The 24,777-nt window shown below is 63.3% G+C and carries 22 protein-coding genes; 18 read left to right on the top strand and 4 right to left on the bottom strand.

Translation table 11 applies throughout. The features are described from left to right. Positions 1-182: 182 nt before the first annotated feature. Positions 183-593, top strand: a complete 411-nt coding sequence (locus JQ600_RS06875) for a hypothetical protein (protein WP_212267098.1) — start codon at positions 183-185, stop codon at positions 591-593. A gap of 739 nt (positions 594-1,332) precedes the next feature. On the opposite strand, the gene JQ600_RS06870 is transcribed toward JQ600_RS06875, so the two are convergent. Further along, entirely contained in the window at positions 1,333-2,235 is a 903-nt protein-coding gene (locus JQ600_RS06870; protein ID WP_312010866.1) for an alpha/beta fold hydrolase, read from the bottom strand. A 221-nt stretch (positions 2,236-2,456) separates the two neighbouring features. On the opposite strand from JQ600_RS06870, the gene JQ600_RS06865 reads away from it, so the two are divergent. The 6 genes from JQ600_RS06865 to JQ600_RS06840 all read left to right on the top strand — a co-directional run bounded on the left by JQ600_RS06865 (position 2,457) and on the right by JQ600_RS06840 (position 10,181). Next, positions 2,457-3,845, top strand: a complete 1,389-nt coding sequence (locus tag JQ600_RS06865) for a class II 3-deoxy-7-phosphoheptulonate synthase (protein ID WP_192740448.1) — start codon at positions 2,457-2,459, stop codon at positions 3,843-3,845. Between the two features lies 1 nt (position 3,846). Then, positions 3,847-4,200, top strand: coding sequence for a diacylglycerol kinase (locus JQ600_RS06860; protein ID WP_192740447.1), 354 nt, complete (start codon positions 3,847-3,849; stop codon positions 4,198-4,200). Between the two features lie 44 nt (positions 4,201-4,244). Beyond that, entirely contained in the window at positions 4,245-5,996 is a 1,752-nt protein-coding gene (locus JQ600_RS06855; protein WP_212489757.1) for an NAD+ synthase, read from the top strand. A gap of 93 nt (positions 5,997-6,089) precedes the next feature. Further along, a complete protein-coding gene (locus tag JQ600_RS06850) occupies positions 6,090-7,037 on the top strand; it encodes a helix-turn-helix domain-containing protein (RefSeq protein ID WP_212386094.1) in 948 nt (315 codons plus the stop codon). A gap of 110 nt (positions 7,038-7,147) precedes the next feature. Further along, the gene (locus JQ600_RS06845; RefSeq protein ID WP_212386093.1) at positions 7,148-8,566 is read left to right on the top strand and encodes an aldehyde dehydrogenase family protein; all 1,419 of its coding nucleotides are present in this window, start codon (positions 7,148-7,150) and stop codon (positions 8,564-8,566) included. Positions 8,567-8,624: 58 nt separating this feature from the next. After that, on the top strand, positions 8,625-10,181 hold the full coding sequence (locus JQ600_RS06840; RefSeq protein ID WP_212386092.1) for a GMC family oxidoreductase: 1,557 nt from the start codon (positions 8,625-8,627) through the stop codon (positions 10,179-10,181). A 62-nt stretch (positions 10,182-10,243) separates the two neighbouring features. Here JQ600_RS06840 and JQ600_RS06835 read toward each other — a convergent pair whose 3' ends face one another. Further along, positions 10,244-11,446, bottom strand: a complete 1,203-nt coding sequence (locus JQ600_RS06835) for a DUF2865 domain-containing protein (protein ID WP_212269522.1) — start codon at positions 11,444-11,446, stop codon at positions 10,244-10,246. A 168-nt stretch (positions 11,447-11,614) separates the two neighbouring features. Then, on the bottom strand, positions 11,615-11,923 hold the full coding sequence (locus JQ600_RS06830) for a hypothetical protein (RefSeq protein ID WP_212386091.1): 309 nt from the start codon (positions 11,921-11,923) through the stop codon (positions 11,615-11,617). Between the two features lie 286 nt (positions 11,924-12,209). Here JQ600_RS06830 and cysS point away from each other — a divergent pair, with 286 nt between their 5' ends. From cysS to JQ600_RS06810, 4 genes are all read left to right on the top strand, one after another. Next, positions 12,210-13,625, top strand: coding sequence for a cysteine--tRNA ligase (gene cysS / locus JQ600_RS06825; RefSeq protein WP_212489756.1), 1,416 nt, complete (start codon positions 12,210-12,212; stop codon positions 13,623-13,625). Between the two features lie 117 nt (positions 13,626-13,742). After that, positions 13,743-14,252 carry a GNAT family N-acetyltransferase gene (locus JQ600_RS06820; RefSeq protein WP_211996606.1) on the top strand — a complete coding sequence of 170 codons (510 nt, stop codon included), beginning with the start codon at positions 13,743-13,745 and terminating at the stop codon, positions 14,250-14,252. Continuing rightward, positions 14,249-15,847: a citramalate synthase gene (gene cimA / locus JQ600_RS06815; protein WP_212386089.1), complete on the top strand. Its 1,599-nt coding sequence runs from the start codon at positions 14,249-14,251 to the stop codon at positions 15,845-15,847. The genes JQ600_RS06820 and cimA overlap by 4 nt, the downstream gene beginning before the upstream one ends. 126 nt (positions 15,848-15,973) lie before the next feature. Further along, the gene (locus JQ600_RS06810) at positions 15,974-16,351 is read left to right on the top strand and encodes a VOC family protein (RefSeq protein WP_212386088.1); all 378 of its coding nucleotides are present in this window, start codon (positions 15,974-15,976) and stop codon (positions 16,349-16,351) included. A 10-nt stretch (positions 16,352-16,361) separates the two neighbouring features. Here JQ600_RS06810 and JQ600_RS06805 read toward each other — a convergent pair whose 3' ends face one another. After that, positions 16,362-16,967: a TIGR00730 family Rossman fold protein gene (locus tag JQ600_RS06805; RefSeq protein ID WP_212269529.1), complete on the bottom strand. Its 606-nt coding sequence runs from the start codon at positions 16,965-16,967 to the stop codon at positions 16,362-16,364. A 213-nt stretch (positions 16,968-17,180) separates the two neighbouring features. On the opposite strand from JQ600_RS06805, the gene JQ600_RS06800 reads away from it, so the two are divergent. The 7 genes from JQ600_RS06800 (at position 17,181) to JQ600_RS06770 (ending at position 24,671) form a co-directional block, all read left to right on the top strand. Beyond that, positions 17,181-19,127 carry an ABC transporter ATP-binding protein/permease gene (locus tag JQ600_RS06800; RefSeq protein WP_212386087.1) on the top strand — a complete coding sequence of 649 codons (1,947 nt, stop codon included), beginning with the start codon at positions 17,181-17,183 and terminating at the stop codon, positions 19,125-19,127. A gap of 57 nt (positions 19,128-19,184) precedes the next feature. Further along, complete coding sequence (locus tag JQ600_RS06795; protein WP_212269531.1) at positions 19,185-19,889, top strand: phosphatidylserine decarboxylase; 705 nt, start codon at positions 19,185-19,187, stop codon at positions 19,887-19,889. Between the two features lie 79 nt (positions 19,890-19,968). Further along, entirely contained in the window at positions 19,969-20,853 is an 885-nt protein-coding gene (locus JQ600_RS06790) for a phosphatidylcholine/phosphatidylserine synthase (RefSeq protein ID WP_212269532.1), read from the top strand. 97 nt (positions 20,854-20,950) lie between these two features. After that, on the top strand, positions 20,951-21,718 hold the full coding sequence (locus tag JQ600_RS06785) for an RraA family protein (protein WP_249135727.1): 768 nt from the start codon (positions 20,951-20,953) through the stop codon (positions 21,716-21,718). A 53-nt stretch (positions 21,719-21,771) separates the two neighbouring features. Beyond that, complete coding sequence (locus JQ600_RS06780) at positions 21,772-22,740, top strand: tripartite tricarboxylate transporter substrate-binding protein (protein ID WP_212386086.1); 969 nt, start codon at positions 21,772-21,774, stop codon at positions 22,738-22,740. 296 nt (positions 22,741-23,036) lie between these two features. Continuing rightward, complete coding sequence (locus JQ600_RS06775; RefSeq protein ID WP_212031723.1) at positions 23,037-23,810, top strand: motility protein A; 774 nt, start codon at positions 23,037-23,039, stop codon at positions 23,808-23,810. A gap of 33 nt (positions 23,811-23,843) precedes the next feature. Beyond that, entirely contained in the window at positions 23,844-24,671 is an 828-nt protein-coding gene (locus JQ600_RS06770; protein WP_212268907.1) for a flagellar motor protein MotB, read from the top strand. Positions 24,672-24,777 lie beyond the last annotated feature (106 nt).

Here is a 24,777-nt window from a genome sequence, read left to right as displayed (position 1 = left end):
CACATCACCGGTCTATGGGGCAGGGGGAATGACCGGCTTTTGGAAAGACTCACAAGCCGGGGAGTCGTTCCAGGCGCCGTCAAATATTTTCGTACACGGTTAAGTGATCGGTTGTCCGCCGAACCCGCACGGCCTGGTTCGTGTTGTGTTCATGATCGCCATGGGGCGAGGGACACACCAACATGTCACAGATTCATAAGGGAATTTTCGGCTCGCTCGCGATCGCTTTGACCCTTGGCGCGGGCGCGGTCCAGCTCGCATTCGCCCACGACCTGATCGGCAGTCGCCAGGCTACGGCCGCGGCGCCCGAAACCGGCGTCAATCGCGCCGGCAAGTCCGACCGCGCATCGGTTCCCGCGGCGGCCGGGCAGACCCAGACCATTGCGCTGCGCCACGACGGCGTCGCCGATACCTCGGTGCTGGTCCGCGTGCCTGTTGCGAAAGCGGTGCGCAACGAAACGCGCAATGGTCCGGCGCCGACACCGCCGGCGACCAAGCCCGCGTCCAAGAAAATCGCCATCGCCTGCGAGCCGCCGGTCAGCGTCCTGACCGACGTGGCCAAGCTGCTCCAGCCCGGGCGGTGCGTGACGTAAGGGGTTCTTGAGTCGTCTCTCCCCCTCGTCATTCCCCGATGCGCAATTGCGCATCGGGGAATGACGGCTGAGTGCCCGACGGGCAAATCAGTTCGGAGTTTCAGAAATCGTGTCAAGTAGAAAATTTCTGTAAATCAAAAATATTTCTGTTGTCGGCCGACCCAAATCAGTGCGCATCTATCGCCATCCCGTCCCACTCAGAGGGCGTCGGCCGTCGTCACGGACGTTGGACGGGTTGCGGTGGACGCTGGTTTACGCCTCGACGACGGCGTGGATAAGCGTACGGCAAAACCGTGTGGTCCTGGCACCCGTTGCAGGTGTCAAGCTGTCGGAGAAGCGCAAGCGGGAACGGCAGCGACGGAGTCAACCAAGAACTCGTCTCCGGGGAGATCACGGCATAAGCCGTAAAGCCATTGCGCAGGGAAGGCCGGGTGTTCTCCGCTGCCCTGTATGCTCGTGTGCACTTTGTTTTGTGCAAACCGCACGCGAGACCGCGGGTGCAGCGCGCACCCGGTCTTCCCTGCGCCCTCTCATTGGAGGGCGAGGAATTTCTGGCAAAGCTCGGGCGCAATGCGTCGCGAGAATGCGAAGCTATATCTACGTCGTCCCGGCGAAGGCCGGGACCCATAACCACAGGGAGACGTTTTGCGAAAGGTCTCTGCTACCGAGCTTCTATTGAGAGATCACGCGGTATGGGTCCCGGCCTTCGCCGGGACGACGAGTGGGACGACATCAACAACTACTCCGCCGCCTCGATCCATTCCGCCGCCCCACGCCACAACGTGTCGCGATGCTCAGGGCGGAAGAAACCAAAATGGCCGATCCGGCTGGCGCCGGTGTCCTTGGGTGTCACCGTGATGATCTCGGGCTTGATCGACGTAAATCCCGAGCACAGCAACTCCACCGCCGGCCGCGTCGCCCAGGGATCGTCAGACATGCTCAGCGCGCGCAACGCGCCTTTGTAGTTCGGAAAATTTTGCAAGGCCGCCAGATTCTTGTCGTCGAACATGTAGCGCGGGCTCATCACCCAGGAGACCCATTGCAGGAATACGTCCTTCGGCATGTCCATGCCGAGCCCGAGCCAGCCCGGCGTGTAGCCGAACGCGCGGGTGAGGAGGACCGCGGCATTGAGCATCGCATAGACGCGATAGCGCTCGGGCACCGCGATCAGTTTCCAGGTGCCGGCTTGGGCGGCGATAAACAGCGCGCGCGAAATCTCGGTGTTGTTCGGCAGCAGACCCAGCGCCTGGCCGCCAAAGGAATGCCCGACATAGGCAAACGGCAGCGCCTTGTAGCGCTCGCGCATCCAGGCCACCGCGGAGGTTACATCCTGCGCGGCCCAGTCCGACATCGAGGCCTTGAAGCCGACCAGCGATTTCGGCTGGTTGTAGCCGGTCATCGACTTCTGCCGCGAGTCGCCGGTGCCGCGGTAGTCATAGGTCAGCACCGCGCAGCCGCGCTTGGCGAGGTAGCCGGCAAAGCCGCGATAGACCTTGCGGTGGACCGCGGTCGCCGAATTGATCAGCACGGCGTGGCGCTTGGCTCCGCGCGGCAAGAACAGCGTAGCTCCCAGCGGATAGCCATCCGCCGCGGGAAGCGTGATATCGTCGATGAATACGTCGTCCAGCCCCAGCTCGGCCACCCGCGATTTCCTTCCTCGCTTTTCGCGATTTGGCCCTAACAAATGCGAATTCGGCTTTTGCTGCAAGGGCTTGACGGGGAGACCCGCAAGGCTTGACGGGGACACCCGCAAGGGCTTGACGGGGCAGGTGGAAATCTCATGGCGGTTGGCCATCGCCCTGTGTATAACCCGGCCCTTCGTAACTGCGGGTAAGTCGCGGTTTTTGCTCAGGAGTTAACGTCATGTCCGAGCGGTGGACACCCGATAGCTGGCGCGCCAAACCGGTGCTGCAGGTGCCCGATTATCCCGATGCCAAGGTATTGGCTGATGTCGAGGCGCAGTTGGCTACCTTTCCGCCGCTGGTGTTCGCCGGCGAGGCCCGCAATCTGAAGAAATCGCTCGCGCGCGTCGCCGCCGGCGAAGCCTTCCTGTTGCAGGGCGGCGATTGCGCCGAGAGCTTTGCCGAGCACGGCGCCAACAACATCCGCGACTTCTTCCGCGTGCTGCTGCAGATGGCCGTCGTTCTCACCTATGCCGGCGCGCTGCCGGTCGTGAAGGTCGGCCGCATCGCCGGGCAATTCGCAAAACCGCGCTCGTCGAACACCGAGAAGATCAATGGCGTCGAGCTGCCGAGCTATCGCGGCGACATCATCAACGACATCGCGTTCACGCCCGAGGCGCGCATCCCCGATCCGCAGCGCCAGTTGATGGCCTATCGGCAGTCGGCGGCGACCCTCAACCTGCTGCGTGCGTTCGCGACCGGCGGTTTTGCCAATCTCGGCAGCGTGCATCAGTGGATGCTGGGCTTCCTGAAGGACTCGCCGCAGTCACGCCGCTACAAGGAACTGGCCGACCGTATTTCGGACGCGCTGAACTTCATGCGCGCCTGCGGCCTCGACCTCGAAAGCCACCCCGAGCTTCGCGCCACCGATTTCTACACCAGCCACGAGGCGCTGCTGCTGGGCTACGAGCAGGCCTTTACCCGCGTCGATTCCACCACCGGCGACTGGTACGCGACTTCGGGCCACTTCATCTGGATCGGCGACCGCACCCGCCAGCTCGACCACGGCCATGTCGAATATTTCCGCGGCATCAAGAACCCGATCGGCCTGAAATGCGGCCCGTCGCTCAAGCCCGATGAACTCTTGAAGCTGATCGACATCCTCAATCCCGACAACGAGCCGGGCCGGCTGACGCTGATCAACCGCTTTGGTTCGGACAAGGTCGGCGATCATCTGGCGCCCTTGATCCGCGCGGTGCAGCGGGAAGGGCGCGTCGTGGTCTGGTCGTGCGATCCGATGCACGGCAACACCATCAGCTCCAATTCAGGCTACAAGACCCGTCCGTTCGACCGGATATTGTCGGAAGTGAAATCGTTCTTCGCCATCCATCAGGCGGAAGGCACCCATGCCGGCGGCATTCACCTGGAAATGACCGGGCAGGACGTCACCGAGTGCATCGGCGGCGCCCGCGCCATCACCGACGAGGACCTCAACGACCGCTATCACACGGTCTGCGATCCCCGTCTGAACGCCGAACAATCGATCGACATGGCCTTCCTGATCGCCGAACTGCTCAAGCAGGAACGCGCCGGCAAGGTCAAACCGATACCGGCAGCAGCGGGTTTCTGACTTGCTGCGACTCTGGCGCGCCACGATCAATACGCGTAACGGCCTCGCTTTTGCGATCCGGTCGGAGCAGGCCGTCCGCGAGGAACTGTTTGCGCTGGCGCTGTCGGTGCCGCTGGCCTGGCTGATCGGCGCCACCGTGATGCGCCGGGTGGAACTGGTCGCGGCGGTGGCGTTCGTCCTCGTCGTCGAGATCCTCAACACCGCGATCGAAAAGCTCGCCGACCGGCTCACCACCGACCATGATCCGCAGATCGGACGGGTCAAGGACATGGGATCGGCCGCGGTCGGCGTGGCGCTGTTGATGTCCGGCGCGTTCTGGCTGTTTGCCATCGCCGAACGCATAGGCGCGTTCTAAAGGCGGCGATTGAAGTTTCGGCGTGTGCAAGGCACCATTGGCGTATGAGCGAACCGAAATTCACAATTACACTCGCCCAACTGAACCCGACTGTGGGCGACGTCCCCGGCAACGCCGCGAAAGCGCGCGCCGCGCGTGAGCAGGCGAAAGCCGCCGGCGCCGATCTGCTGGTGCTGCCGGAGTTGTTCATCACCGGCTATCCGCCGGAAGACCTGGTGCTGAAACCGGCGTTCCAGGCGGCTTGCCGCGCGGCGGTCGAGGAACTGGCGCGCGAGACCGCGGGCGGTGGCCCGGCGGTGCTGATCGGCACGCCCTGGGTCGAGGACGGCAAGCTCTATAACGCCTGCGCGCTGCTCGATGAGGGCCGCATTACGGCTCTGCGCTTCAAGGCCAATTTGCCGAACTACGGCGTGTTCGACGAAAAGCGCCTGTTCGCACGCGGGCCCGCCGCAGGGCCGGTGACGGTGAAGGGAGTCCGGGTCGGCGTCCCCATCTGCGAGGACATCTGGCTCGAAGAATCAGAAGAATACGAAAATGTCGTCGAGTGCCTCGCCGAGACCGGCGCAGAAATTCTGGTGGTGCCGAACGGCTCGCCATACGCCCGCGACAAGAACGATCTGCGGCTGTCGATCGCGGTCGCCCGTGTCACCGAGAGCGGGTTGCCGCTGGTGTATCTGAACCAGATCGGCGGGCAGGACGAACTGGTGTTCGACGGCGCATCGTTCGCGCTCAACGCCGACCTTTCGGTCGCGACGCAACTGCCGGCGTTCGAGGAAAACATCACGACGCTGGTTTGGACCAAGGGCCCGGACGGGTGGCGCTGCAATGGACCGGTAGTGCCGCTGATCGAAGGCGACAAGGGCGATTACGCGGCGTGCGTGCTGGGCCTGCGCGATTACGTCCGCAAGAACGGCTTTCCCGGTGTGCTGCTCGGCGTCTCCGGTGGCATCGACTCGGCCTTGTGTGCGGCGATCGCGGTCGATGCGCTCGGCGCGGAGCGTGTTCGCGGCGTGATGCTGCCGTTCCGCTTCACCGCGCAGGTGTCGCTGGACGACGCGGCAAAGCTCGCGGCTGCATTGGGCTTCCGCTACGAGGTGTTGCCGATCGCGGACGCCGTGAACGGGTTCGAGAAGATTCTGTCCGGCACCTTCGCCGGCCTGCCGCGCGACATCACCGAAGAAAATCTGCAGGCGCGCACCCGCGGCACGCTGCTGATGGCGATTTCGAACAAGACCGGCGCGATGGTGGTCACGACGGGCAACAAATCGGAAATGTCGGTCGGCTACGCCACACTCTATGGCGACATGAACGGCGGCTTCAATCCGATCAAGGACATCTACAAGACCGAAGTGTTCCGGCTGTCGAGCCTGCGCAACGAATGGAAGCCGGACGGCGCGCTGGGCCCGTCGGGCGAGGTCATTCCGGTCAACATCATCGTCCGCCCGCCGACCGCGGAATTGCGCGAGAACCAGACCGACCAGGATTCGCTGCCACCCTACGAGATACTCGACGGCATCCTGGAACGGCTGGTCGAACGCGAGGAGCCGCTGGCTTCCATCATCGCGGCGGGTTTCCCGGCCGATGTGGTGACGCGGATCGACCGGCTGCTCAACATCGCCGAATACAAGCGCCGTCAGGCGGCGCCGGGCGTCAAGGTCACGGAAAAGAATTTCGGCCGCGACCGCCGCTATCCCATCACCAACCGTTTTCGCGACAACGGCAAGGCATTGCCGGCGCCTGACGAGAAACTGGTCGCCCGCGCGGGGCGCGCCTCGGCGGACGTGTTCGACGGCTAAGGCTTTGACTCCTCGTCTTCATCTTGCCTAGGATGGTACGCCTTTTGCTTGCCGGAAGGTTGTGGCCGTCCTGCACGAAGAAGGCCTTGGCTGATGATGCCGCCGTTTACGTCACGCTCCTATTTGGATGTCGACTCTTTCCAGGCCGACATCACCAGCGTTTGCGGTCATTTCAACGTCAGCCCGGCAAGCCGAAGCGGGCAGATGAAGGGGCGGATCGCACTGGACCGGTTTTGCGGCGTCGAGATCGCCTCCATCGGTCTCGATGCGGATCGCGTGGTGCGCGACCAGCGCGATATCAGGACCGATGACGCGGACTATTTCTTCCTGATCATTCAGTCCAGGGGCAGGGTTTTGATGCGCCAGGGCGGCTATCGCGCGCTGCTGCGCGAGGGCGACATGTTCCTGGTGGATTCGGCTGAGCCGGCGAGCTTCGAGTTTCAGGGCCGCTACGGCGAACAGATATCGTTGCATCTGCCGCGCGACGAAGTCATCAGCCGCTTCGGAGACAGCGTCCATGGCGGGATCGATCTCAGACGCGAAGATGCGCTGAGCCTTGCGATGCGCTCGGTCCTCGAGCGCATGCTCGATGGCCAGTCGGGCGGCAGCAATCGTCTCGCCGAAGCATTCTTTAGCGTGTTCGGCGCGTTTCTGTTCGAACGCCGCAATGGCGCGCGTCCGCAAATCGCAGATGATCGAAGCCTGATTGCCGCGGCGGTGCGTGCCATCGACTTGTACGCCAGCGACCCGGAATTCGGCCCCAAGCAACTTGCCGGTCATCTTGGCGTGTCGCTGCGCAAGCTGCAGCGTGAATTCAGGCAGATCGAGGAAACGCCGGGCCGGAAGCTGATGTCGACGCGGCTGGCGCGCGCCCATGAGGCGTTGCGGCGGCGATCGCCCGCGGCCGGACCGCGGACGGTAAGCGAGATCGCGTATGAGCAGGGTTTCAACGATCTCTCATATTTCTATCGCGAGTTTCGCAAGCGCTACGGCGTCGCGCCCGGCTGTGCCGCGCGCCCGGGGGGCAGCGCCGCGGATTGACGTTTCCGTCCATATCGCGCTGTCGCGTAGCTCCAAGACAGTCCCGCAAGCCGTTTTCCAATGTGCGTCATGCCGGCGAACCGCCGGCGGGCCACGGGGGAAACGACGGGATGCCCGAGACTGCAACAACCTATTCGATGGTCATCGACGGCAAGGCCGTCGCCGCCGCCTCAAGTTTCCCGGTGTCCAACCCGGCGACGGGCAAGATCGTGGGCCTTGCACCTAACGGCACCGCGGCCGACCTGGACAAGGCGGTCGCGGCCGCCGAGCGCGCCTTTCCGGGCTGGTCGGCAAGCCCGGATTCCGAGCGTGCAGCGGCCTGCGTGGCGATCGCCCGGAAGATCGGCGAGCATGCCGAAGAACTCGCCGCCCTGGTTACCCAGGAACAGGGCAAGCCGCTGAACGGCGTCGGTTCGCGCTTCGAAATGGGCGGGGTGCAGGCGTGGGCCGGCTATACCGCCTCATTGTCCCTGCCGATGCAGCTTCTCCAGGACAACAATGAGGGGCGGGTCGAGATGTACCGCAAGCCGCTCGGCGTGGTGGGCTCGATCACGCCCTGGAACTGGCCTGCCTTGATCGCCACCTGGCACATCCTGCCCGCCGTCCGCACCGGCAACACCGTCGTCGCCAAACCCTCGCCTTACACGCCGCTGTCGACCCTGCGCATGGTCGAATTGATCAATGAGGTCCTGCCGCCGGGCGTGGTCAACGTGGTTTCCTGCGACGATGCGACCAACAATCTGGGCGGCGCGATGGCGTCGCATCCCGGCATCCGCAAGATCGTCTTCACCGGCTCATGCGCCACCGGCTCGAAGGTGATGATGTCGGCGGCGGAAACCATGAAGCGTCTGACGCTCGAGATGGGCGGCAACGATGCGGGCATCGTGTTGCCGGACGTCGATCCAGAGGCCATCGCCGAAGGCCTGTTCTGGGGCGCCTTCATCAATATGGGCCAGACCTGCGCCGCGATGAAGCGGCTTTACGTGCATGAGGACGTGCACGACGCCGTCTGCGAGGCCCTGGTCGAATACACCAGGAAGATCCCAATGGGCGACGGCATGGACGAGAGCAGCATTCTCGGACCGGTCGCAAACAAGATGCAATTCGACAAGGTCAGCCGTCTGGTCGAGGACGCCAGGGGCAGGGGACGCGTCCTCCTCGGCGGCGCGCCGGCCGACGGGTTGTTTTTCAACCCGACCATCATCGCCGGCCTGACCAACGGCGATGCGCTGGTCGACGAGGAGCAGTTCGGCCCTGCGTTGCCGATCATCAAATACCGCGACGTCGAAGACGCGATCGCACAGGCCAACGCCTCCGAAAACGGACTTGGCGGCTCGGTCTGGTCCGCCGACATCGACAGGGCGCGCGAGATTGCCAGGCGCATGGAATGCGGTTCGGTCTGGATCAACAAGCACGGCATGATTCAACCCAACGCGCCATTTGGCGGGGTCAAGAAATCGGGTCTGGGCGTCGAGTTTGGCGAGGAAGGCCTGCAGCAATACACCGATATCCAGGTTGTATTCAGTTGAGTTCTCGCCGCCGATCGCCATTCACCAGCTCTCGTTTCGCTTGAGGAAGCACACGCCGATGACCAACAAACCGAACGGTAATCATGCACTCGACGGCACATTCGACTATGTGATTTGCGGCGCCGGCTCGGCCGGCTGCGTGCTCGCCAACCGGCTGACCGCCGATGGCGCCAGCGTGCTGCTGATCGAGGCCGGACGTCCGGATAATTCCGACATGATTTCGACGCCGCTGCGCCTGATCGAGTTGTGGCAGACGGAATACGACTGGGGCTACACTACCGCGCCGCAGCGGCACTGCCACCAACGCCGGATCTATTGGCCACGCGGCAAAACGCTTGGTGGTTCGTCATCGCTGAACGGCATGATTTATGTCCGAGGCCACGCCAGCGACTACGACGCATGGGCTTATGCCGGCAATCCCGGATGGGACTACGTCAGCGTGCTGCCCTATTTCAGGAAGTCCGAAGACTACCAGCGCGGAGAGCACAGCTTTCACGGCGTCGGCGGGCCGCTGCACGTCACGGCGGACTTCGAGCCGCATCCGCTGACGAAAGCCTTTGTCACTGCCGCGGTCGAGGCCGGCCATCCCGCCAACGACGATTGCAACGGCGCCGACATCATGGGCGTCGGCTACACGCATCTCACAACAAAGGACGGCCTGCGCCATTCCACCGCTGCGGCCTTCCTGCGTCCGGCGCTTGGGCGCAACAATCTCAGCGTGGTCACGGGCGCGCTGGTGCAAAGGATCGAGATCGATGGCCTTAGGGCGGTCGGCGTGAGCTACATGCAGGACGGCGCGTTGCATACGGTCAGGGCCAACCGTGAAGTGATCCTGTCGGCGGGAGCGCTGGAATCGCCCCGCTTGCTCATGCTGTCGGGCATCGGCGAGCGCGCACAACTCGAGGAATTTGGCATTCCCGTGATCAAGGAACTGCCGGGCGTCGGCAAGAACCTGCACGACCACACGCTATGCGCCATGATCTTCGAGGGCTCGAAGGAGATTCCGCCGCCGACCAACTTGGCCATTCAGCCGCTGCACGCCCACGCGTTCATGAAAACGGACGCGGCGCTGCCGGGCCCAGATCTGCAACCGCTGTTTTTCCACGTGCCCACCTATTTGCCCGAGCAGGAGGCGGTGACGCCGAATGCCTACACGTTGAACGCCGCCGGCATTCGCCCCACCAGCCGAGGTGAATTGCGTCTGACCAGTGCGGATCCACAGGCTCCGCTGATGCTCGATCCCAACCTTCTCGCGACGGATTACGATGTCGCGGCTCTGGTCAAGAACATGCGGATCAATCGCGAAATCGTAAAGCAGCCGGCGCTGGCCGAATGGACCGCCCGCGAGATCTATCCCGGTCCGGACAAGCAGACCGATGAAGAACTGGCCGACTACGCACGCAGCGCCGTGACCACCTATCACCATCAGGTCGGCACCTGCAAAATGGGGAGGGACGCCCTATCGGTGGTGGATCCATGTCTGAAGGTTCACGGCATTGCGGGTCTGCGGGTTGCTGATGCCTCGATCATGCCTCAGGTCACGTCGGGAAATACCAACGCGCCGACGATCATGATCGCCGAGAAAGCCGCCGACATCATCTTGTCCGGTTCGTGACGTGTGAGGTTGCGCACCGGCATCATCCCGTGATCCCGGTGCGGGACAGGATTACGCTGCAATTACTGTTTCGGCGGGATGAAGGTCGGCCCGACGGTGCGGATCGGCTTCTTCTCGTCCGTCGCGCCGGTTGACTCGGCGGCAGGCGCCGGAGTTGCAGGAGCGGGCGCGGCGGCCGTCGTGCCTGCCGGTGCCGTGCCTTTCTTGGCGACGGGGGCCGTCTTCTGCTGAGGCATCGCGCGCTGCTGCATCCTCTTCGCGCTCTCTTCGGTGACGATGATGTCGCCCTGCTGTTCGGCGGCGGCTTTCTCGTCGATCGATTTCAGCGCATCCGACCAGGTCTGGCCCGCGGCCTTGCAGGCGCAGGACGGATTGAACTCGGTGCGGAATTTGAACGCGTTGGGCAGCGACGAGTAGGGCTGGCCGCTGACCGAGACCGCCTGGTTGATGTCTTCGCCGGGATTACGAAAGGTGAACAGCGATGCTTCCGTTGCCGGGCACAGCGCCTTGCAGGTCTTCTCATCGTCCTGGAAGCGCGCCTGGTAGGTGGCGAACGAGACCGGGAAATAGGCGCCGTCGCAGGTGCGCACGCACACCGTGCGGAACGTGCCGGACGGCGCACCAAGATCGGCGCTCGGCGGAGGGATGGTGTTGTTGCCGAACAGATTGTCGATGAAGCTGCCCCCGCTGCGCGCGGCGGCGGCGTATTGCGGGCCGCAATTGTTCTGCGCGAGCGCCGTCAGCACCGAACGGCGCTGGTTTTCGCGGTCGGCGCCGCCGATGCCGCCTGAGCGCAACCGCTCGAGGCTGGTCGTCATCTGCTCGAGATTGCCGCGCATCTGCTGGATCTGGTTATTGACCGGTCCGCATTGTGCGGACTGGCCGTTGAACAGCGAGAAGAAGCCGGAACTTTCGCAGCCCATTCGCTTTGCTTGCATCGTGACGCGGTCAAGCTCGGCCTGCTGTTTGGTTGCCGCTTCCTGATAGCGGCGGATTTGTTCTTCCTTGGCGGGATCGCCGCCGCTGGCACCGCGGTCGACGGCTGCCAATTGTCCTTCAAGCCGGATGCAGATCGGGTTGGCTTGCGCGCCCTGTTGCTGCGGAGGCGGCGCTGCTCCGGGGGGCATTTGTGCGAGCGCGTCCATATTGGATTGCGCGGGATCGGCTTGTGCGGTCGCAGCCGAATTCGTCGCGGCGATGCCAGCAAGCAGCACGGCGCAGGTCAAAATCCACCGGGAGAAGGGAGTAGTCAGCGTCAGGGGCATGTCCAGCCATCAGAAACGAATCCGCGCGGCTTTGTAGCCGAAAAGGCGCGGCCAGGGCGGCATGGTGCGGCCGAGGCCGCATCCCATAGCTGCTTCTCGGGGCAGCGTCACGTCGTTTCCGCGGCGCCGGTGTGGCAATGCAGCAACGGCCCGTTGTGGCGATCCGGCTCAGCGCTGGCAGGTAATGGCGACGTATTCGTCACAACCGCTGCCGGTACACCTGTCGTTTCCGCCCCTCGGAACCGATCCGGTGATTTCATCGGGATCGACGCGGCGGTAGGCGGTGGCGGAAGCAAATTCGCGTGACTGGCAATAGGAGCGGGCGGCATGGGCGCCGCATTTGTCGCCCTTGGCGAGGCACTGGTCGATGCCGTAGCCATCGGCCTGGTTGGCAATGATGAAAACGCGGCTGTCGGCGTAAGCGGACGAGGCAGCGAGCAGAAATGCGCTGGAAATGAATGCTGATAAAAATCGCATGGGGCACCCAATAAGGGAAAGGGATCGCCCCTCTCAGATAAGCCCAAATGGTTAATAATGATTAACCATGAGCGTCTTGCCGGGCGTTTAGCGGCCAATTTGGCTCAAAAACGGGCGCTGGCGGCCTTGACGGCGTCCCCCGGGCTGGGACATGGTGGAACCATGAACGGTTTCCTCGCCATCTGCAGCATTTGCCGCGAGATTATTAGCTAGCGATTCGCTGGCTGAGGCCGTCTTTTCTCAAAATGAGATCACTGGACGCCCGGCCGCAAGGTACGGGATTCCCATGCAACTACGCCTCTACGATACGTTGACCAAGGAGAAGCGGCCGTTCACGCCGCTCGATTCCGATAACGTCCGCATGTATGCCTGCGGACCGACGGTCTATGATTTTGCCCATATCGGCAACGGTCGCGCCGCTGTTGTCTTCGACGTGCTGTTTCGCGTGCTGCGCCATCGCTTCGGCGCCGATCATGTGACCTATGTCCGCAACATCACCGACGTCGACGACAAGATCAACGTGCGCGCCGCGCGCGACTATCCCGGCGTGCCGCTGAACGAGGCGATCCGCAAGGTCACGGAAACCACCTATCAGCAGTATCAGGACGACGTCACGGCACTCGGCTGCTTGGCCCCGACCGTGCAGCCGCGTGCGACCGAGCATATCCCGGAGATGCGGGCGATCATCGAGAAGCTGGTTGCCGGCGGCTTTGCCTATGCCGCCGAAGACCACGTGCTGTTCTCGCCGCAGGCCATGAATGCCGCAAATTCGGTGATGCCGCGCTATGGCGCATTGTCGAGGCGCTCGCTCGACGAGATGATCGCGGGCGCCCGCGTCGACGTCGCGCCCTACAAGCGCGACAACACCGACTTCGTGCTGTGGAAGCCGTCCAAACCGGGCGAGCCGTCGTGGCCGTCGCCGGCCGGTATCACCGTGGAAGGTCGCCCGGGCTGGCACATCGAGTGCTCGGCGATGGCCTGGAAACATCTCGGCGAGAAATTCGACATCCATGGCGGCGGCATCGACCTGGTGTTTCCGCACCATGAGAATGAACTGGCGCAGACCTGCTGCGCCTTTCATTCCGACCGCATGGCTGAGGTCTGGATGCACAACGGATTCCTGCAACTCGAGAGCGAGAAGATGTCGAAGTCGCTCGGCAACTTCTTCACGATCCGCGAGATGCTGGCCGATTGGCCGGGCGAGGTGCTGCGCTTGAGCATGCTCAAGACGCATTACCGGTCGCCGCTCGACTGGACCACCAAGGGGGCGGAAGAAAGCGCCAGGACGCTGGACGATTGGTACGCCGTCGCAGCCGACGCCGACGCCGGTGAGCCGTCGCCCGCCCTGACCGAAGCCCTCTATGATGACCTCAACACGGCGCAGGCCATGGCAGTTTTGCACGGCCTGCGCAACGCAGCGGCGTCCGGTGGCGATCGCGAACGAAGCGAGTTCGCCGCGTCCCTTCGGCTGCTCGGTTTCCTGTCCGTGAGTGCGGCAGACTGGAAAGGTCGGAAACAGCAGGCGAGCGGCATCGATGCAGCGCAGGTCGATCGGCTGATCGTTGAACGCGCCGCCGCGCGGGCGCGTAAGGACTTCAAGGAGTCCGATCGGATCCGTGACGAACTCGCCGCGATGGGCGTTGTCATCAAGGACGGTAAAGACGCCGACGGCAAACCTGTGACCACGTGGGAGATTGTGTGATGACCAGACCCGATACGCCTTTCCCAAAACACTGGCGCTACTACATCTTCATCAAATGGGCCGTGATCGTTGCGGCGGTCGTGCTCGTGCTGAGATTGTTCGGAGTGTTTTGACGCGATGGGACAGTCGTTGCCCAAACCCGCACTACGGCCGTTTCTTGCGGCGGATACCCCTGTCGTGGCGGCGATCTTCGTTGCCGCGATCCAGGAACTGACCGGCGACGATTACAGCGAGGCGCAGCAGGAGGCCTGGGCGTCGGCGGCCGATGATGAGGAACAATTCGGCAAGAAGCGGGCCGGTGAATTGACCCTGATCGCGACGCTGCAGAATTCGCCGGTCGGGTTTGCCTCCCTGAAGGGCGCCGATCACATCGAGATGCTCTTCGTGCACCCCAGCGCGGTGGGGCAGGGCGTCGGCGCCATGCTGTGCGATGCGCTGGAAAAGCTTGCCGGTGCGCGTGGTGCCAAGATTCTTACCGTTGACGTCAGCGACAACGCGCAGGAATTCTTCCTGAAGCGCGGCTACGTCGGCAAGCAGCGCAACACCGTCACCATCAACGGTGAATGGCTCGCCAATACCACGATGCAGAAGACGCTGGCCGAGGCCGCGCCAGGAGCGCCACAATGAGCCGCGAACGCCTCTATCTCTTCGACACCACGCTGCGCGACGGCGCGCAAACCAACGGCGTCGACTTCACGCTGCATGACAAGCAGATCATCGCCGGCATGCTCGACGACCTCGGCATCGACTATGTCGAAGGCGGCTATCCCGGCGCCAATCCGACCGATACCGAGTTCTTTGCCACCAAGCCGAAGCTCGACCATGCGCGCTTTACCGCGTTCGGCATGACGCGGCGTCCGGGCCGCTCGGCTTCGAACGATCCGGGGCTGGCGGCACTGATCGAGGCCAAGGCGGATGCGATCTGCTTTGTCGCGAAAGCCTCCGCCTATCAGGTGCGCGTCGCGCTCGAAACCACGAACGAAGAGAACCTCGCCTCGATCCGCGACAGCGTGAGTGCCGCCAAGGCCGCCGGCCGCGAGGTGATGGTGGATTGCGAGCACTTCTTCGATGGCTACAAGGAGAATTCCGAGTTCGCGCTAGCCTGCGCCAAGGCGGCTTATGAGTCCGGCGCGCGCTGGGTCGTGCTGTGCGACACCAATGGCGGTACCATGCCGCATGAAGTCGAGACCATCGTCGGCGACGTGATCAAGCTCATTCCCGGCGGTAACGTCGGCATCCACGCCCATAACGACACCGAGCAGGCGGTCGCCAACTCGCTCGCGGCGGTGCGCGCCGGGGTGCGGCAGATCCAGGGCACGCTGAACGGGCTCGGCGAGCGCTGCGGCAATGCCAATCTCTGTTCGCTGATCCCGACCTTGCGCTTGAAGAACGAATTTTCGGACGCCTTCGAGATCGGCGTCACCGATGAAAAGATGGCGACCTTGATGAAGGTGTCGCGGACGCTCGACGACATGCTGAACCGCGCGCCGAACCGCCACGCCGCCTATGTCGGCGAAAGCGCCTTCGTGACCAAGACCGGCATCCACGCCTCCGCTGTCATGAAGGACCCGCACACCTATGAGCACGTGCTGCCCGAACTGGTCGGCAACCATCGCAAGGTGCTGGTGTCCGATCAGGCCGGCCGTTCCAATGTGATGGCCGAGCTCGACCGCGCCGGCATTCCTTACGAGAAGAGCGATCCGAAGCTGGCGCGGCTGGTCGAGGAGCTGAAGGAGCGCGAGGCGGCGGGTTACGCCTACGAATCCGCCAATGCGTCGTTCGATCTGTTGGCGCGGCGTACGCTCGGGCGGGTGCCGGAATATTTCCGGGTCGAGCAGTTCGACGTCAATGTCGAGCAACGCTACAATTCCAACGGCCAGCGCGTCACGGTGGCGCTCGCGGTGGTGAAGGTCGATGTCGCCGGCGAGCGGCTGATTTCGGCCGCGGAGGGCAACGGCCCCGTCAACGCGCTCGACGTCGCGCTGCGCAAGGACCTCGGCAAATACCAGACATACATCGAAGGCCTGAAGCTGATCGATTATCGCGTTCGTATCCTCAATGGCGGCACGGAGGCGGTGACGCGGGTGCTGATCGAGAGCGAGGATGAAAACGGCGATAGCTGGATCACGGTCGGCGTGTCGCCCAATATCATCGACGCCTCGTTCCAGGCGCTGATGGATTCGGTGGTCTACAAGCTGGTGAAATCAGGCGCGCCGGTGTGAGGTTTACTGTCGTTCCGGGGCGCGAAGCGAACTACGATGTGCAATGGCACATCTGAGAATCTCGAGATTCCGGGTTCGATGCTTCGCATCGCCCCGGAATGACGAGGCAGCAATCGAAGGTGCCGTATGCTCGATCACGTCTCCGTCGGCGTTGCCGATCTCGAACGCGCGGCGCGCTTCTATGAACCGACACTTGCCGCGCTCGGCCTGACCCGGCTGGTGACGCGCCCCGCGACCATCGGCTTCGGTAAAACCTATCCCGAATTCTGGATCAACCTGCGCGCCGGCATGCCGCCGGTCGCGCCGGAGAGCGGCGTGCACATCTGCCTTCGCGCGCGGTCAGCTGATGCGGTCGATGCCTTCCACGCCGAGGCGCTCAGCGCCGGCGGCCGCTCCGACGGCGCGCCAGGTGTCCGCCCGCACGACCGCGTGAAATACTATGCGGCGTTCGTCATCGATCCCGACGGCAATCGCATCGAGGCGGTGACGTTTCCGAGTGAATGAAGGCGCAAACCTACAGCCGTCGCGCGACGTCCGGCGCCATCTCCTGGGTGCCCGCGGGCGCAAGGGCTGCGGCGGCGCGCAGGCGAGGCAGGACGTCCTCGACGCGTTCGGCCTTCAGGACCTCGACGTCCAGGGCAGGGCGGATGAACTGATTGGCGCGCATATGCGTCAGCAACGCGATCAGCGGCTCCCAGAAATCGTCGATGTTGGCGAGCAACACCGGTTTGGTGTGCCGGCCGAGCTGTTGCCAGGTCATCTGCTCGACCAGTTCCTCCAACGTGCCGACGCCGCCGGGAAGGGCGACGAATGCGTCGGAGCGTTCGAACATCAGCCGCTTGCGCTCGTGCATGTCAGGCGTGACGACCAGTTCGGTAAGGTTCGGATTCATGCGCTCGCGGTTGGCGAGAAAATCCGGAATGATCCCGGTAACGGTGCCACCGTGATCCAGCACGGATTTGGCAACCGCGCCCATCAGGCCCACCGATCCGCCGCCATAGACGAGGCGGATACTGTTCTCGGCGAACACCTTGCCCAGCGCGATCGCAGCTTCCACGAAACGGGGGTTCGAGCCGGAGCCGGAGCCGCAATAGACGCAGACGGTTTTGATTTGGTTCATGCAATTTATGTGGCACTGCAGCGTAGAAAGCTCAAGTCCGAGATTATACTGCCACAGTGGTTTTGAACCCGAAATACGGGCAAACCGGAGAAAGTTTTGCCTTTCAAGGCTGTACGCGGCGTTTAAACGCTCTATATGACGAGCAGAATGACGATCAATGGAAACCATGTAACGGCGAACGGGCGCGCCATCAGACTTTTGGGCGCTTGATCCATGGCCGATACTGATTCGCGAGCCGACGAAGCGCCACTGCCCGATAGCTCCTCCCTCGAAAAGGCGACCCTGGTCGGGACGCTGGCGCATCTGTGGCCCTATATCTGGCCCGGCGACCGCGCCGACCTGAAAATGCGCGTGGTCTGGTCGATGGTGCTGCTGCTCGTCGCGAAGCTCGCGACGCTGACGGTGCCCTTCACCTTCAAATGGGCGATCGACGCGCTCAACGGCCACGGCAGTGCGCCGGTGGAACCGTCGAACTGGACGCTGTGGCTGATCGCGTCACCCTTGCTGATGACCGCAAGCTACGGCGCGGTGCGGGTGCTGATGGCGGTGCTGACGCAGTGGCGCGACGGCATCTTCGCGCGCGTTGCGATGCATGCGGTACGCAAGCTCGCCAACATCACCTTCGTACACATGCACGAGCTGTCGCTGCGCTTCCACCTCGAGCGCAAGACCGGGGGACTGACCCGCGTGCTGGAGCGCGGCCGCACCGGCATCGAAGTGATCGTGCGGATGGTGATCCTGCAACTGATCCCGACCATCGTCGAGGTGTCGCTGTTGATGGCGGTGCTGCTGTGGCAGTTCGACTGGCGCTACGTGCTGGTCACCGCGGTCACGGTCGTGATCTATATGTACTACACCTACATCGCGACCGAATGGCGGATCGAGATCCGCCGCAAGATGAACGATTCCGACACCGAGGCGAACACCAAGGCGATCGACTCGCTGCTCAACTACGAGACCGTAAAATATTTCAGCGCCGAGCAGCGCGAGGCCGCGCGCTACGACCGCTCGATGGAGCGCTACGAGCACAACAGCGTGAAGACCTACACGTCGCTCGCGGTGCTCAACACCGGGCAGGCGGTCATCTTCACGCTCGGTCTCACCGCGACCATGCTGATGTGCGCGATCGGCGTGCGCAACGGCACCAACACCGTCGGTGACTTCGTCATGGTCAACGCCATGATGATCCAGTTGTACCAGCCGCTCAATTTCATGGGCATGGTCTATCGCGAGATCAAGCAGGCGGTGATCGACATCGAGAAGATGTTCAGCGTGCTGTCGCGCAACCCCGAGATCAAGGATATCCCGAGCGCCGTGCCGCTGGTCGTCGGTTCGGGCAATGTGCGTTTCGAAGACGTGCGGTTTGCCTATGACCCCGAGCGTCCGATCCTGAAAGGCCTCAGCTTCGAGGTGCCGGCGGGCAAGACGGTTGCGATCGTCGGGCCCTCGGGGGCGGGCAAGTCGACGATCTCGCGGCTGCTGTTCCGCCTTTACGACGTTTCCGGCGGTCAGATCCTGATCGACGGCCAGGACATCAGGAACGTCACCCAGGCGTCGCTGCGCGCCTCGATCGGCATGGTGCCGCAGGATACCGTGCTGTTCAACGACACCATCCGCTACAACATCCGCTACGGCCGCTGGGACGCCAGCGATGCGGAGGTGGAGGAGGCCGCGCAACTGGCGCAGATCGACAGCTTCATCCGGATGTCTCCGCTGGGATATGAGACCCAGGTCGGCGAACGCGGACTGAAATTGTCCGGCGGCGAGAAACAGCGCGTTGCGATTGCGCGCACCGTGTTGAAGGCGCCGCCGATCCTGGTGCTCGATGAGGCGACCTCGGCGCTCGATAGTCATACCGAGCATGAAATCCAGGAATCGCTCGAGCGCGTCTCGCGCGGCCGCACCTCGCTGGTGATCGCGCATCGGCTCTCGACCATCGTCGGCGCCGACGAAATTATCGTGCTGGATCAGGGCCGCATTGCCGAGCGCGGCACGCATGCCCGGCTTTTGGCTTCCGGCGGACTTTATGCCAGTATGTGGAACAGGCAGCGCGAAGCCGAGGAGGCGCGGGAGAAGCTCGCGCAGATCGACGACGACAACGAGGCGCCCAACCGCACCCCGCCGCCGGTCCAGGATCCTCTGGTCACCGCTGCGGAATAATTGAAATACAGCTCGATCCCGAAAGAACGGGACCGGGCCAGCCAATAGTGAGCCTTGATGTCGATTGCCAATTCCATCCGCGCGCAAATCCCGCCGATCCATCCCGAGGGCTATCCCTTCATCGGCGGCTTTGCGCTTGCAAGCCTGGTCCTGTTCTGGATCTGGACGCCGCTCGGCTGGATCGGCACGATCCTGACGGTATGGTGCGCGCTGTTCTTCCGCGACCCCGTGCGCGTCACCCCGGTACGCGAAGGCGTCGTGGTGTCGCCGGCCGACGGACGGGTCTCGATGATCTCTCAGGTGTTGCCGCCGGCCGAGCTTGGTCTCGGCGACCGGCCGCTGCTGCGCATCTCGATCTTCATGAGCGTGTTCAACTGCCACGTGAATCGCAGTCCGGTGGCAGGCCGGATCGACCGTATTGCCTACCGGCCCGGCACCTTCATCAATGCCGAGCTCGACAAGGCCAGCGAAGACAATGAGCGCAACTCGCTGGTGATCTCGACCGCCAGCCATGGCCGCATCGGCGTGGTCCAGATCGCAGGCCTGGTGGCGCGACGTATTGTCTCGTTCGTGCGCGAGGGGCAGACGATCGGCGCCGGCGAGCGGTTCGGCCTGATCCGGTTCGGCTCGCGGCTCGACGTCTATTTGCCCGAAGGCGGCAAATCGCTGGTTTCCGAGGGCCAAACCGCGGTCGCGGGCGAGACCGTGCTGGCCGATCTCGGCGGCGCCAGCGAGCAGGGGCGGACCTTCCGCGCCGATTAACCATCCGAATGGCTGAGGCGCCTGCCGGCCGCCACAATGGCGGTGCAGGCTGGCGCTTGCTATATATTGGCGAGCCATGATGATACCCGATCCCAAATCTCCGGAAATGCGCCGCCGCCGGTTTCGTCCGATTCCGATCCGGATGCTGGTGCCGAACTTCATCACGTTGCTGGCGATCTGCGCCGGGCTGACGGCGATCCGGCTGTCGATCGAAGGCCGCATGGAGCTCGCAGTTGCCGCGATCGTTTTCGCGGCGGTGCTGGACGGGGTCGACGGCCGCGTCGCGCGCATGATCAAGGGCCAGTCGAAATTCGGTGCCGAACTCGACAGCCTCGCGGACTTCGTCAATTTCGGTGTCACTCCCGGCCTGATGCTGTATTTCTGGCAGTTGCATGAACTCGGCAATGGCGGCTGGATCGCGGCCATGGTGTATGCGATCTCAGGCGGCCTGCGGCTGGCGCGGTTCAACGCCAGCATCGACGATCCGAACAAGCCCGCGTTCGCGGCAAATTATTTCACCGGCGTTCCGGCGCCACTCGGTGCGCTGACCGTGATGCTGCCGATCTATCTGGTCTTTTTGGGCGTCCCGCAGCCGCCGGCCATACTGACCGCGTTCTATACGCTGCTGATCGGATTCCTGATGGTGTCGCGGCTGCCGGTGCTTTCCGGCAAGACCGTGCGCATGCGCGTGCCGCCGGAAATGGTGCTGCCGGTTTTCGTTTCGGTGGTGTTCTTCATCGCGCTGCTCGTGAGCTATCCCTGGTACATTCTCTCGGTCGGGACGGTGCTGTATCTGTTGAGCCTGCCGTGGGGCTGGAAAACCTATCGCGATCACGAGCGAAACGCCGCTGCCGCGCTGGCGGCTGCGACCACCGATGCCGCGGCACCCGCCGGTCCGGCAACCGTATTCCCGGCGGCTCCGGCCGACGCCGAGCATGACGATCGGCCGGCGCGGCTGAACTGAGCCGCCTGCACGACCTCCGGATACGAGCCTTCCGTTATATCTGCCATGAGCGCTGGCCGAGTTGGGTTCGACCCCAATCTCGGCTATAGGGCTTACGATGTCCGGCTGTCCAGAATTCCGGCCCAAAAATCAGGAGAGAAACGCAGTGACCCAGTCCGCTTCCGCCCCGCTACCGGCTTCCGTGCTTGAAGCGTTGGCCCGCTACGACACGCCGACGATCTGCAATGCGATGGAGATCGTGGCGCCTGAGCGCCGGCTGATCGGCTATACCACCAAGCCGCTGGTCTGCCCGTTTCCCAATCTGCCGCCGATGGTCGGCTATGCCCGTACCGTGTCGATCCGCTCGGTGCTCAAGTCCGGCCTTCCGGCCGATGAGCAGGCAAGGCGCCGCATCGCCTATTATGAATATGTCGGCACCGGCTTTGGTCCGCGCATCACCGTGATCCAGGATATCGACGGCGCCGACGTCGGCTATGGTGCGTTCTGGGGCGAAGTGCAGAGCAACGTGCACAAGGCGCTCGGCTGCCTCGGCGTCATCACCGATGGTTCTATCAGGGACATCCCGCAATGGGCGCCGGGCTTCCAGGCGCTGGCCGGATCGATCGGTCCGTCGCATGCCTGGGTGCATGCCGAGAGTTTTGGCGGCGAAGTGCGCGTCGCCGGCATGACGGTGCATTCCGATGATCTGATCCATGCCGACCAGCATGGGGCGATCGTGATTCCGATCGATATCGCCGCCAAGATTCCGGACGCCGCCGAACTCTGCGGCCGCCGGGAGACGCCAATCCTCGATATTGCGCGCAGCCCGGACTTCACGCTCGAGAAACTGAAAGAGGCGCTGAAGCGTTCCGCTGAAATCCACTGACGAAAACAACCACCGGCAAAAGCCGGGGTCATCAACAGGCGAGGGGAAACGTCATGAGAGCCTTTTGGGCGGCGCTGTCATTGCTTGTCATTGCCGGCGTCGCGGAGGTCGAGGCGCAAACCTATCCGTCGCGCCCCATCACGCTCGTCGTTCCCTTTCCGCCGGGCGGATCCACCGACGCAGCCGCCCGGATCATGGCCGAGCGGATGCGCGCAACGCTCGGCCAGTCGATCGTGATCGAAAATGTCGGCGGTGCCGGCGGCAGCATCGGCGTCGGTCGTGTCGCCCGCGCGGCGCCGGACGGCTACACCTTCGACATCGGGCAATGGGACACCCATGTCGGCAGCATCATCTACAAGCTCGACTATGATCTGGAAAAGGATTTCGAGCCGATCGCGCTGATATCAAACAATCCGCAACTGATGGTCGCCAAGAAGGATCTGCCGGCGAACACGCTTGGCGAACTCGTGACCTGGATGAATGCCAATCCCGGCAAGATCAATTTCGTCAACCAGAATGCGGCCGCCAATGTCACCGGCGTGATGTTCGAAAACCTGACCAAGCAGAAGGTGCAGTTCATTCCCTATCGCGGCGCGGGACCGGCGATGACCGATCTCGTCGCAGGCACCGTCGATCTATTGGTGGTGCAGGGTGCGGTGGCGCTGCCGCAAATCCGCGCCGGCGCGATCAAGGCGCTGGCCAATCTGTCGGTGGCGCGCTCCGCCTCGATGCCTGACATCCCGACGGCGGACGAGACCGGCGTGCCCGGACTTTATATGTCGGGCTGGTTCGGCTTCTGGGCGCCGAAGGGGACGCCAAAGGACATCATCGCCAAGCTCAACGCGGCCACCGTCGAGGCGCTGGCCGATCCGGCGATCCAGAAACGCTTTACCGAGCTCGGGCTCGACGTCGCCCCGCGCGCGCAGCAGACGCCGGAAGGACTGGCCGCATTCCAGAAGGCCGAGATCGACAAATGGTGGCCGATCATCAAGTCCGCCGGCATCGGCGTACAGGCGCAGTGAACTGACCGAGCGAGCTGATCGATTGAACTAACTGCCCCTGCGGTCCGCGGTGGCCGGCGCATTATGGTTAGCGAAAGGTTGCGATCGCGCCAGGGCCCTTGATCCGGCAAATGGCGCCGATATTTTGACGGATTCCTGCGCCCGGGACGTCGGCCCTCGCAATTGTACGGCACAGCCGCGCTTAACCTTTACGCGTCTTTAACAGCGCCGACGTAGGGTTCAATTGGCGCGGCCCCCTATGGGGTGCGCCACCGTCCAGGACGGGCAGGTCGTTCGCGTACGCGTCGGAGTTCAGAATGGATATCACCACGCTCATTGGCCTGGTCGCCGGCGCCATCGTGCTGTGCACGCTGATTTTGATGGGTGGCGATTTCCGGATGTTCTACGACATCCACGCCGTCATCATCATTTTCGGCGGCTCGTTCGCGGCGACGCTGATCCGGTTTCCGCTCAGCGCGATCCTGCATGGCATGCCGCTCGGCGCCAAATTCGCCTTCACGATGAGCCGTCTGTCGGCGCGCGACCTGGTCGATGAACTCGCCCGTATCGCGGAAATCGCCCGCAAGCAGGGTCCGGTCGGGTTAGAAAAGGTCGATACCAACGAGCCGTTCCTCGCCAAGGGAATCCGCTACGTCGCCGACGGTTACGATCTCGAATTCATCCGCGACAACCTCGAGCGCGATCGCGACAATTTTCTGATGCACCTGAACGAAGGTTCGAAGATCTATCGCGCCATCGGCGACTGCGCGCCGGCGTTCGGCATGATCGGCACGCTGCTCGGCATGGTGCAGATGTTCTCGAACATGCAGGATCCTTCAAAACTCGGTCCCTTCATGGCCGTCGCCTTGCTGGCAACGCTGTACGGCGCGCTGGTCGCAAACCTGATCTGTCTGCCGATCGCCGACAAGCTGCATGGCAAGCTGCTCGACGAGGAGACCAATCGCACGCTGATCATCGACGGCATCCTGATGATCCGCGACTCCAAGAGCCCGGCACTGGTGCGTGAAATGCTGCTGGCCTATCTGCCCGAGAAACATCGCCACGAGGAAGGCGAACTGGCTCCCGCCTGATCCTCAGGCAGCATCCAGGCGCGGACATAGAGCATGGCCAAGAAAAAACGCGAAGAGGCACATGGCGGTCACGGCTGGTTCGTGACGTTCGCCGACCTGATGGCGTTGCTGCTGGCCTTCTTCGTGATGCTGGTCGCGTTCTCGAGCCAGGACAAGGATAAGCTGAAAATCGTCGCCGGCTCGATGCGCGAAGCGTTCGGCGTGCAGACCGAAGTACGCTATTCCGGCATCGTCGAATCCGATGGTCTGCCGACGCGGCCGAAGATGAAGAACACCGCCCACATTTCGCCGGAAGACTCCTCCGCCACGCCGACCCCGGACGACAAGGAGCGTTCCCGCGAAAGCGGCGCCCGCATCACGGTCGATCGTGAGTTCGCGCTGGCTTCGGCGTCGTTGCGCCAGGCGTTGCAGGACCTGCCGGAACTGACCGAGATGTCCAAGCACATCATGTTCGAGGAGACCAGCCAGGGCCTCAATCTCGAGATCGTCGATCAGGAAGGGCGGTCGATGTTTGCCGATGGCTCCAAGGTGCCCCATGACCGCACCCGCCGGCTGATCCAGAAGCTCGCGGTTCCGCTGAAGGCGACGCCACTGCGATTGTCGATCGTCGGCCACACGGCGGCAGGCTTCCTGCCGGCGCGAAGCGATTATGGCGCGTTCGATCTTTCGGCCGACCGCGCCAACACGGTGCGTCAGATTCTGGAGCGCGAAGGCCTGCCGCCATCGCACGTCTTTGCCGTATCCGGCAAGGCCGACAGTCAACCGCTGTTTCCCGATGATCCGACGTTGCCGGCAAACCGTCGCGTGACCATCACATTAATGCGCGAAAATCCACCGCTTCCACCCGGTTTGAAGCCGTAATTCGCCGCAACTACCATCTTACCTCTCCAATAGTGTGATGAAATTTGCTTTGCTTGGGTGCCGCATCCCCAGCGGTGCTATGCTCGGCGATGATTGACAGGCGACG

This window comes from Bradyrhizobium sp. AUGA SZCCT0176 (assembly GCF_018130145.1).
Classification (GTDB): domain Bacteria; phylum Pseudomonadota; class Alphaproteobacteria; order Rhizobiales; family Xanthobacteraceae; genus Bradyrhizobium.
This window is presented reverse-complemented; position numbering and strand designations above follow the sequence as displayed.

What these genes read in the sequence shown, in the direction of transcription:
- JQ600_RS06875 (WP_212267098.1), top strand. Translation starts at nt 183, where the DNA reads ATGTCACAGATTCATAAGGGAATTTTCGGCTCGCTCGCGATCGCTTTG.
- JQ600_RS06865 (WP_192740448.1), top strand. Translation starts at nt 2,457, where the DNA reads ATGTCCGAGCGGTGGACACCCGATAGCTGGCGCGCCAAACCGGTGCTG.
- JQ600_RS06855 (WP_212489757.1), top strand. Translation starts at nt 4,245, where the DNA reads ATGAGCGAACCGAAATTCACAATTACACTCGCCCAACTGAACCCGACT.
- JQ600_RS06850 (WP_212386094.1), top strand. Translation starts at nt 6,090, where the DNA reads ATGATGCCGCCGTTTACGTCACGCTCCTATTTGGATGTCGACTCTTTC.
- JQ600_RS06845 (WP_212386093.1), top strand. Translation starts at nt 7,148, where the DNA reads ATGCCCGAGACTGCAACAACCTATTCGATGGTCATCGACGGCAAGGCC.
- JQ600_RS06840 (WP_212386092.1), top strand. Translation starts at nt 8,625, where the DNA reads ATGACCAACAAACCGAACGGTAATCATGCACTCGACGGCACATTCGAC.
- JQ600_RS06835 (WP_212269522.1), bottom strand. Translation starts at nt 11,446, where the DNA reads ATGCCCCTGACGCTGACTACTCCCTTCTCCCGGTGGATTTTGACCTGC.
- JQ600_RS06830 (WP_212386091.1), bottom strand. Translation starts at nt 11,923, where the DNA reads ATGCGATTTTTATCAGCATTCATTTCCAGCGCATTTCTGCTCGCTGCC.
- cysS (WP_212489756.1), top strand. Translation starts at nt 12,210, where the DNA reads ATGCAACTACGCCTCTACGATACGTTGACCAAGGAGAAGCGGCCGTTC.
- JQ600_RS06820 (WP_211996606.1), top strand. Translation starts at nt 13,743, where the DNA reads ATGGGACAGTCGTTGCCCAAACCCGCACTACGGCCGTTTCTTGCGGCG.
- cimA (WP_212386089.1), top strand. Translation starts at nt 14,249, where the DNA reads ATGAGCCGCGAACGCCTCTATCTCTTCGACACCACGCTGCGCGACGGC.
- JQ600_RS06810 (WP_212386088.1), top strand. Translation starts at nt 15,974, where the DNA reads ATGCTCGATCACGTCTCCGTCGGCGTTGCCGATCTCGAACGCGCGGCG.
- JQ600_RS06805 (WP_212269529.1), bottom strand. Translation starts at nt 16,967, where the DNA reads ATGAACCAAATCAAAACCGTCTGCGTCTATTGCGGCTCCGGCTCCGGC.
- JQ600_RS06800 (WP_212386087.1), top strand. Translation starts at nt 17,181, where the DNA reads ATGGCCGATACTGATTCGCGAGCCGACGAAGCGCCACTGCCCGATAGC.
- JQ600_RS06795 (WP_212269531.1), top strand. Translation starts at nt 19,185, where the DNA reads ATGTCGATTGCCAATTCCATCCGCGCGCAAATCCCGCCGATCCATCCC.
- JQ600_RS06790 (WP_212269532.1), top strand. Translation starts at nt 19,969, where the DNA reads ATGATACCCGATCCCAAATCTCCGGAAATGCGCCGCCGCCGGTTTCGT.
- JQ600_RS06785 (WP_249135727.1), top strand. Translation starts at nt 20,951, where the DNA reads ATGTCCGGCTGTCCAGAATTCCGGCCCAAAAATCAGGAGAGAAACGCA.
- JQ600_RS06780 (WP_212386086.1), top strand. Translation starts at nt 21,772, where the DNA reads ATGAGAGCCTTTTGGGCGGCGCTGTCATTGCTTGTCATTGCCGGCGTC.
- JQ600_RS06775 (WP_212031723.1), top strand. Translation starts at nt 23,037, where the DNA reads ATGGATATCACCACGCTCATTGGCCTGGTCGCCGGCGCCATCGTGCTG.
- JQ600_RS06770 (WP_212268907.1), top strand. Translation starts at nt 23,844, where the DNA reads ATGGCCAAGAAAAAACGCGAAGAGGCACATGGCGGTCACGGCTGGTTC.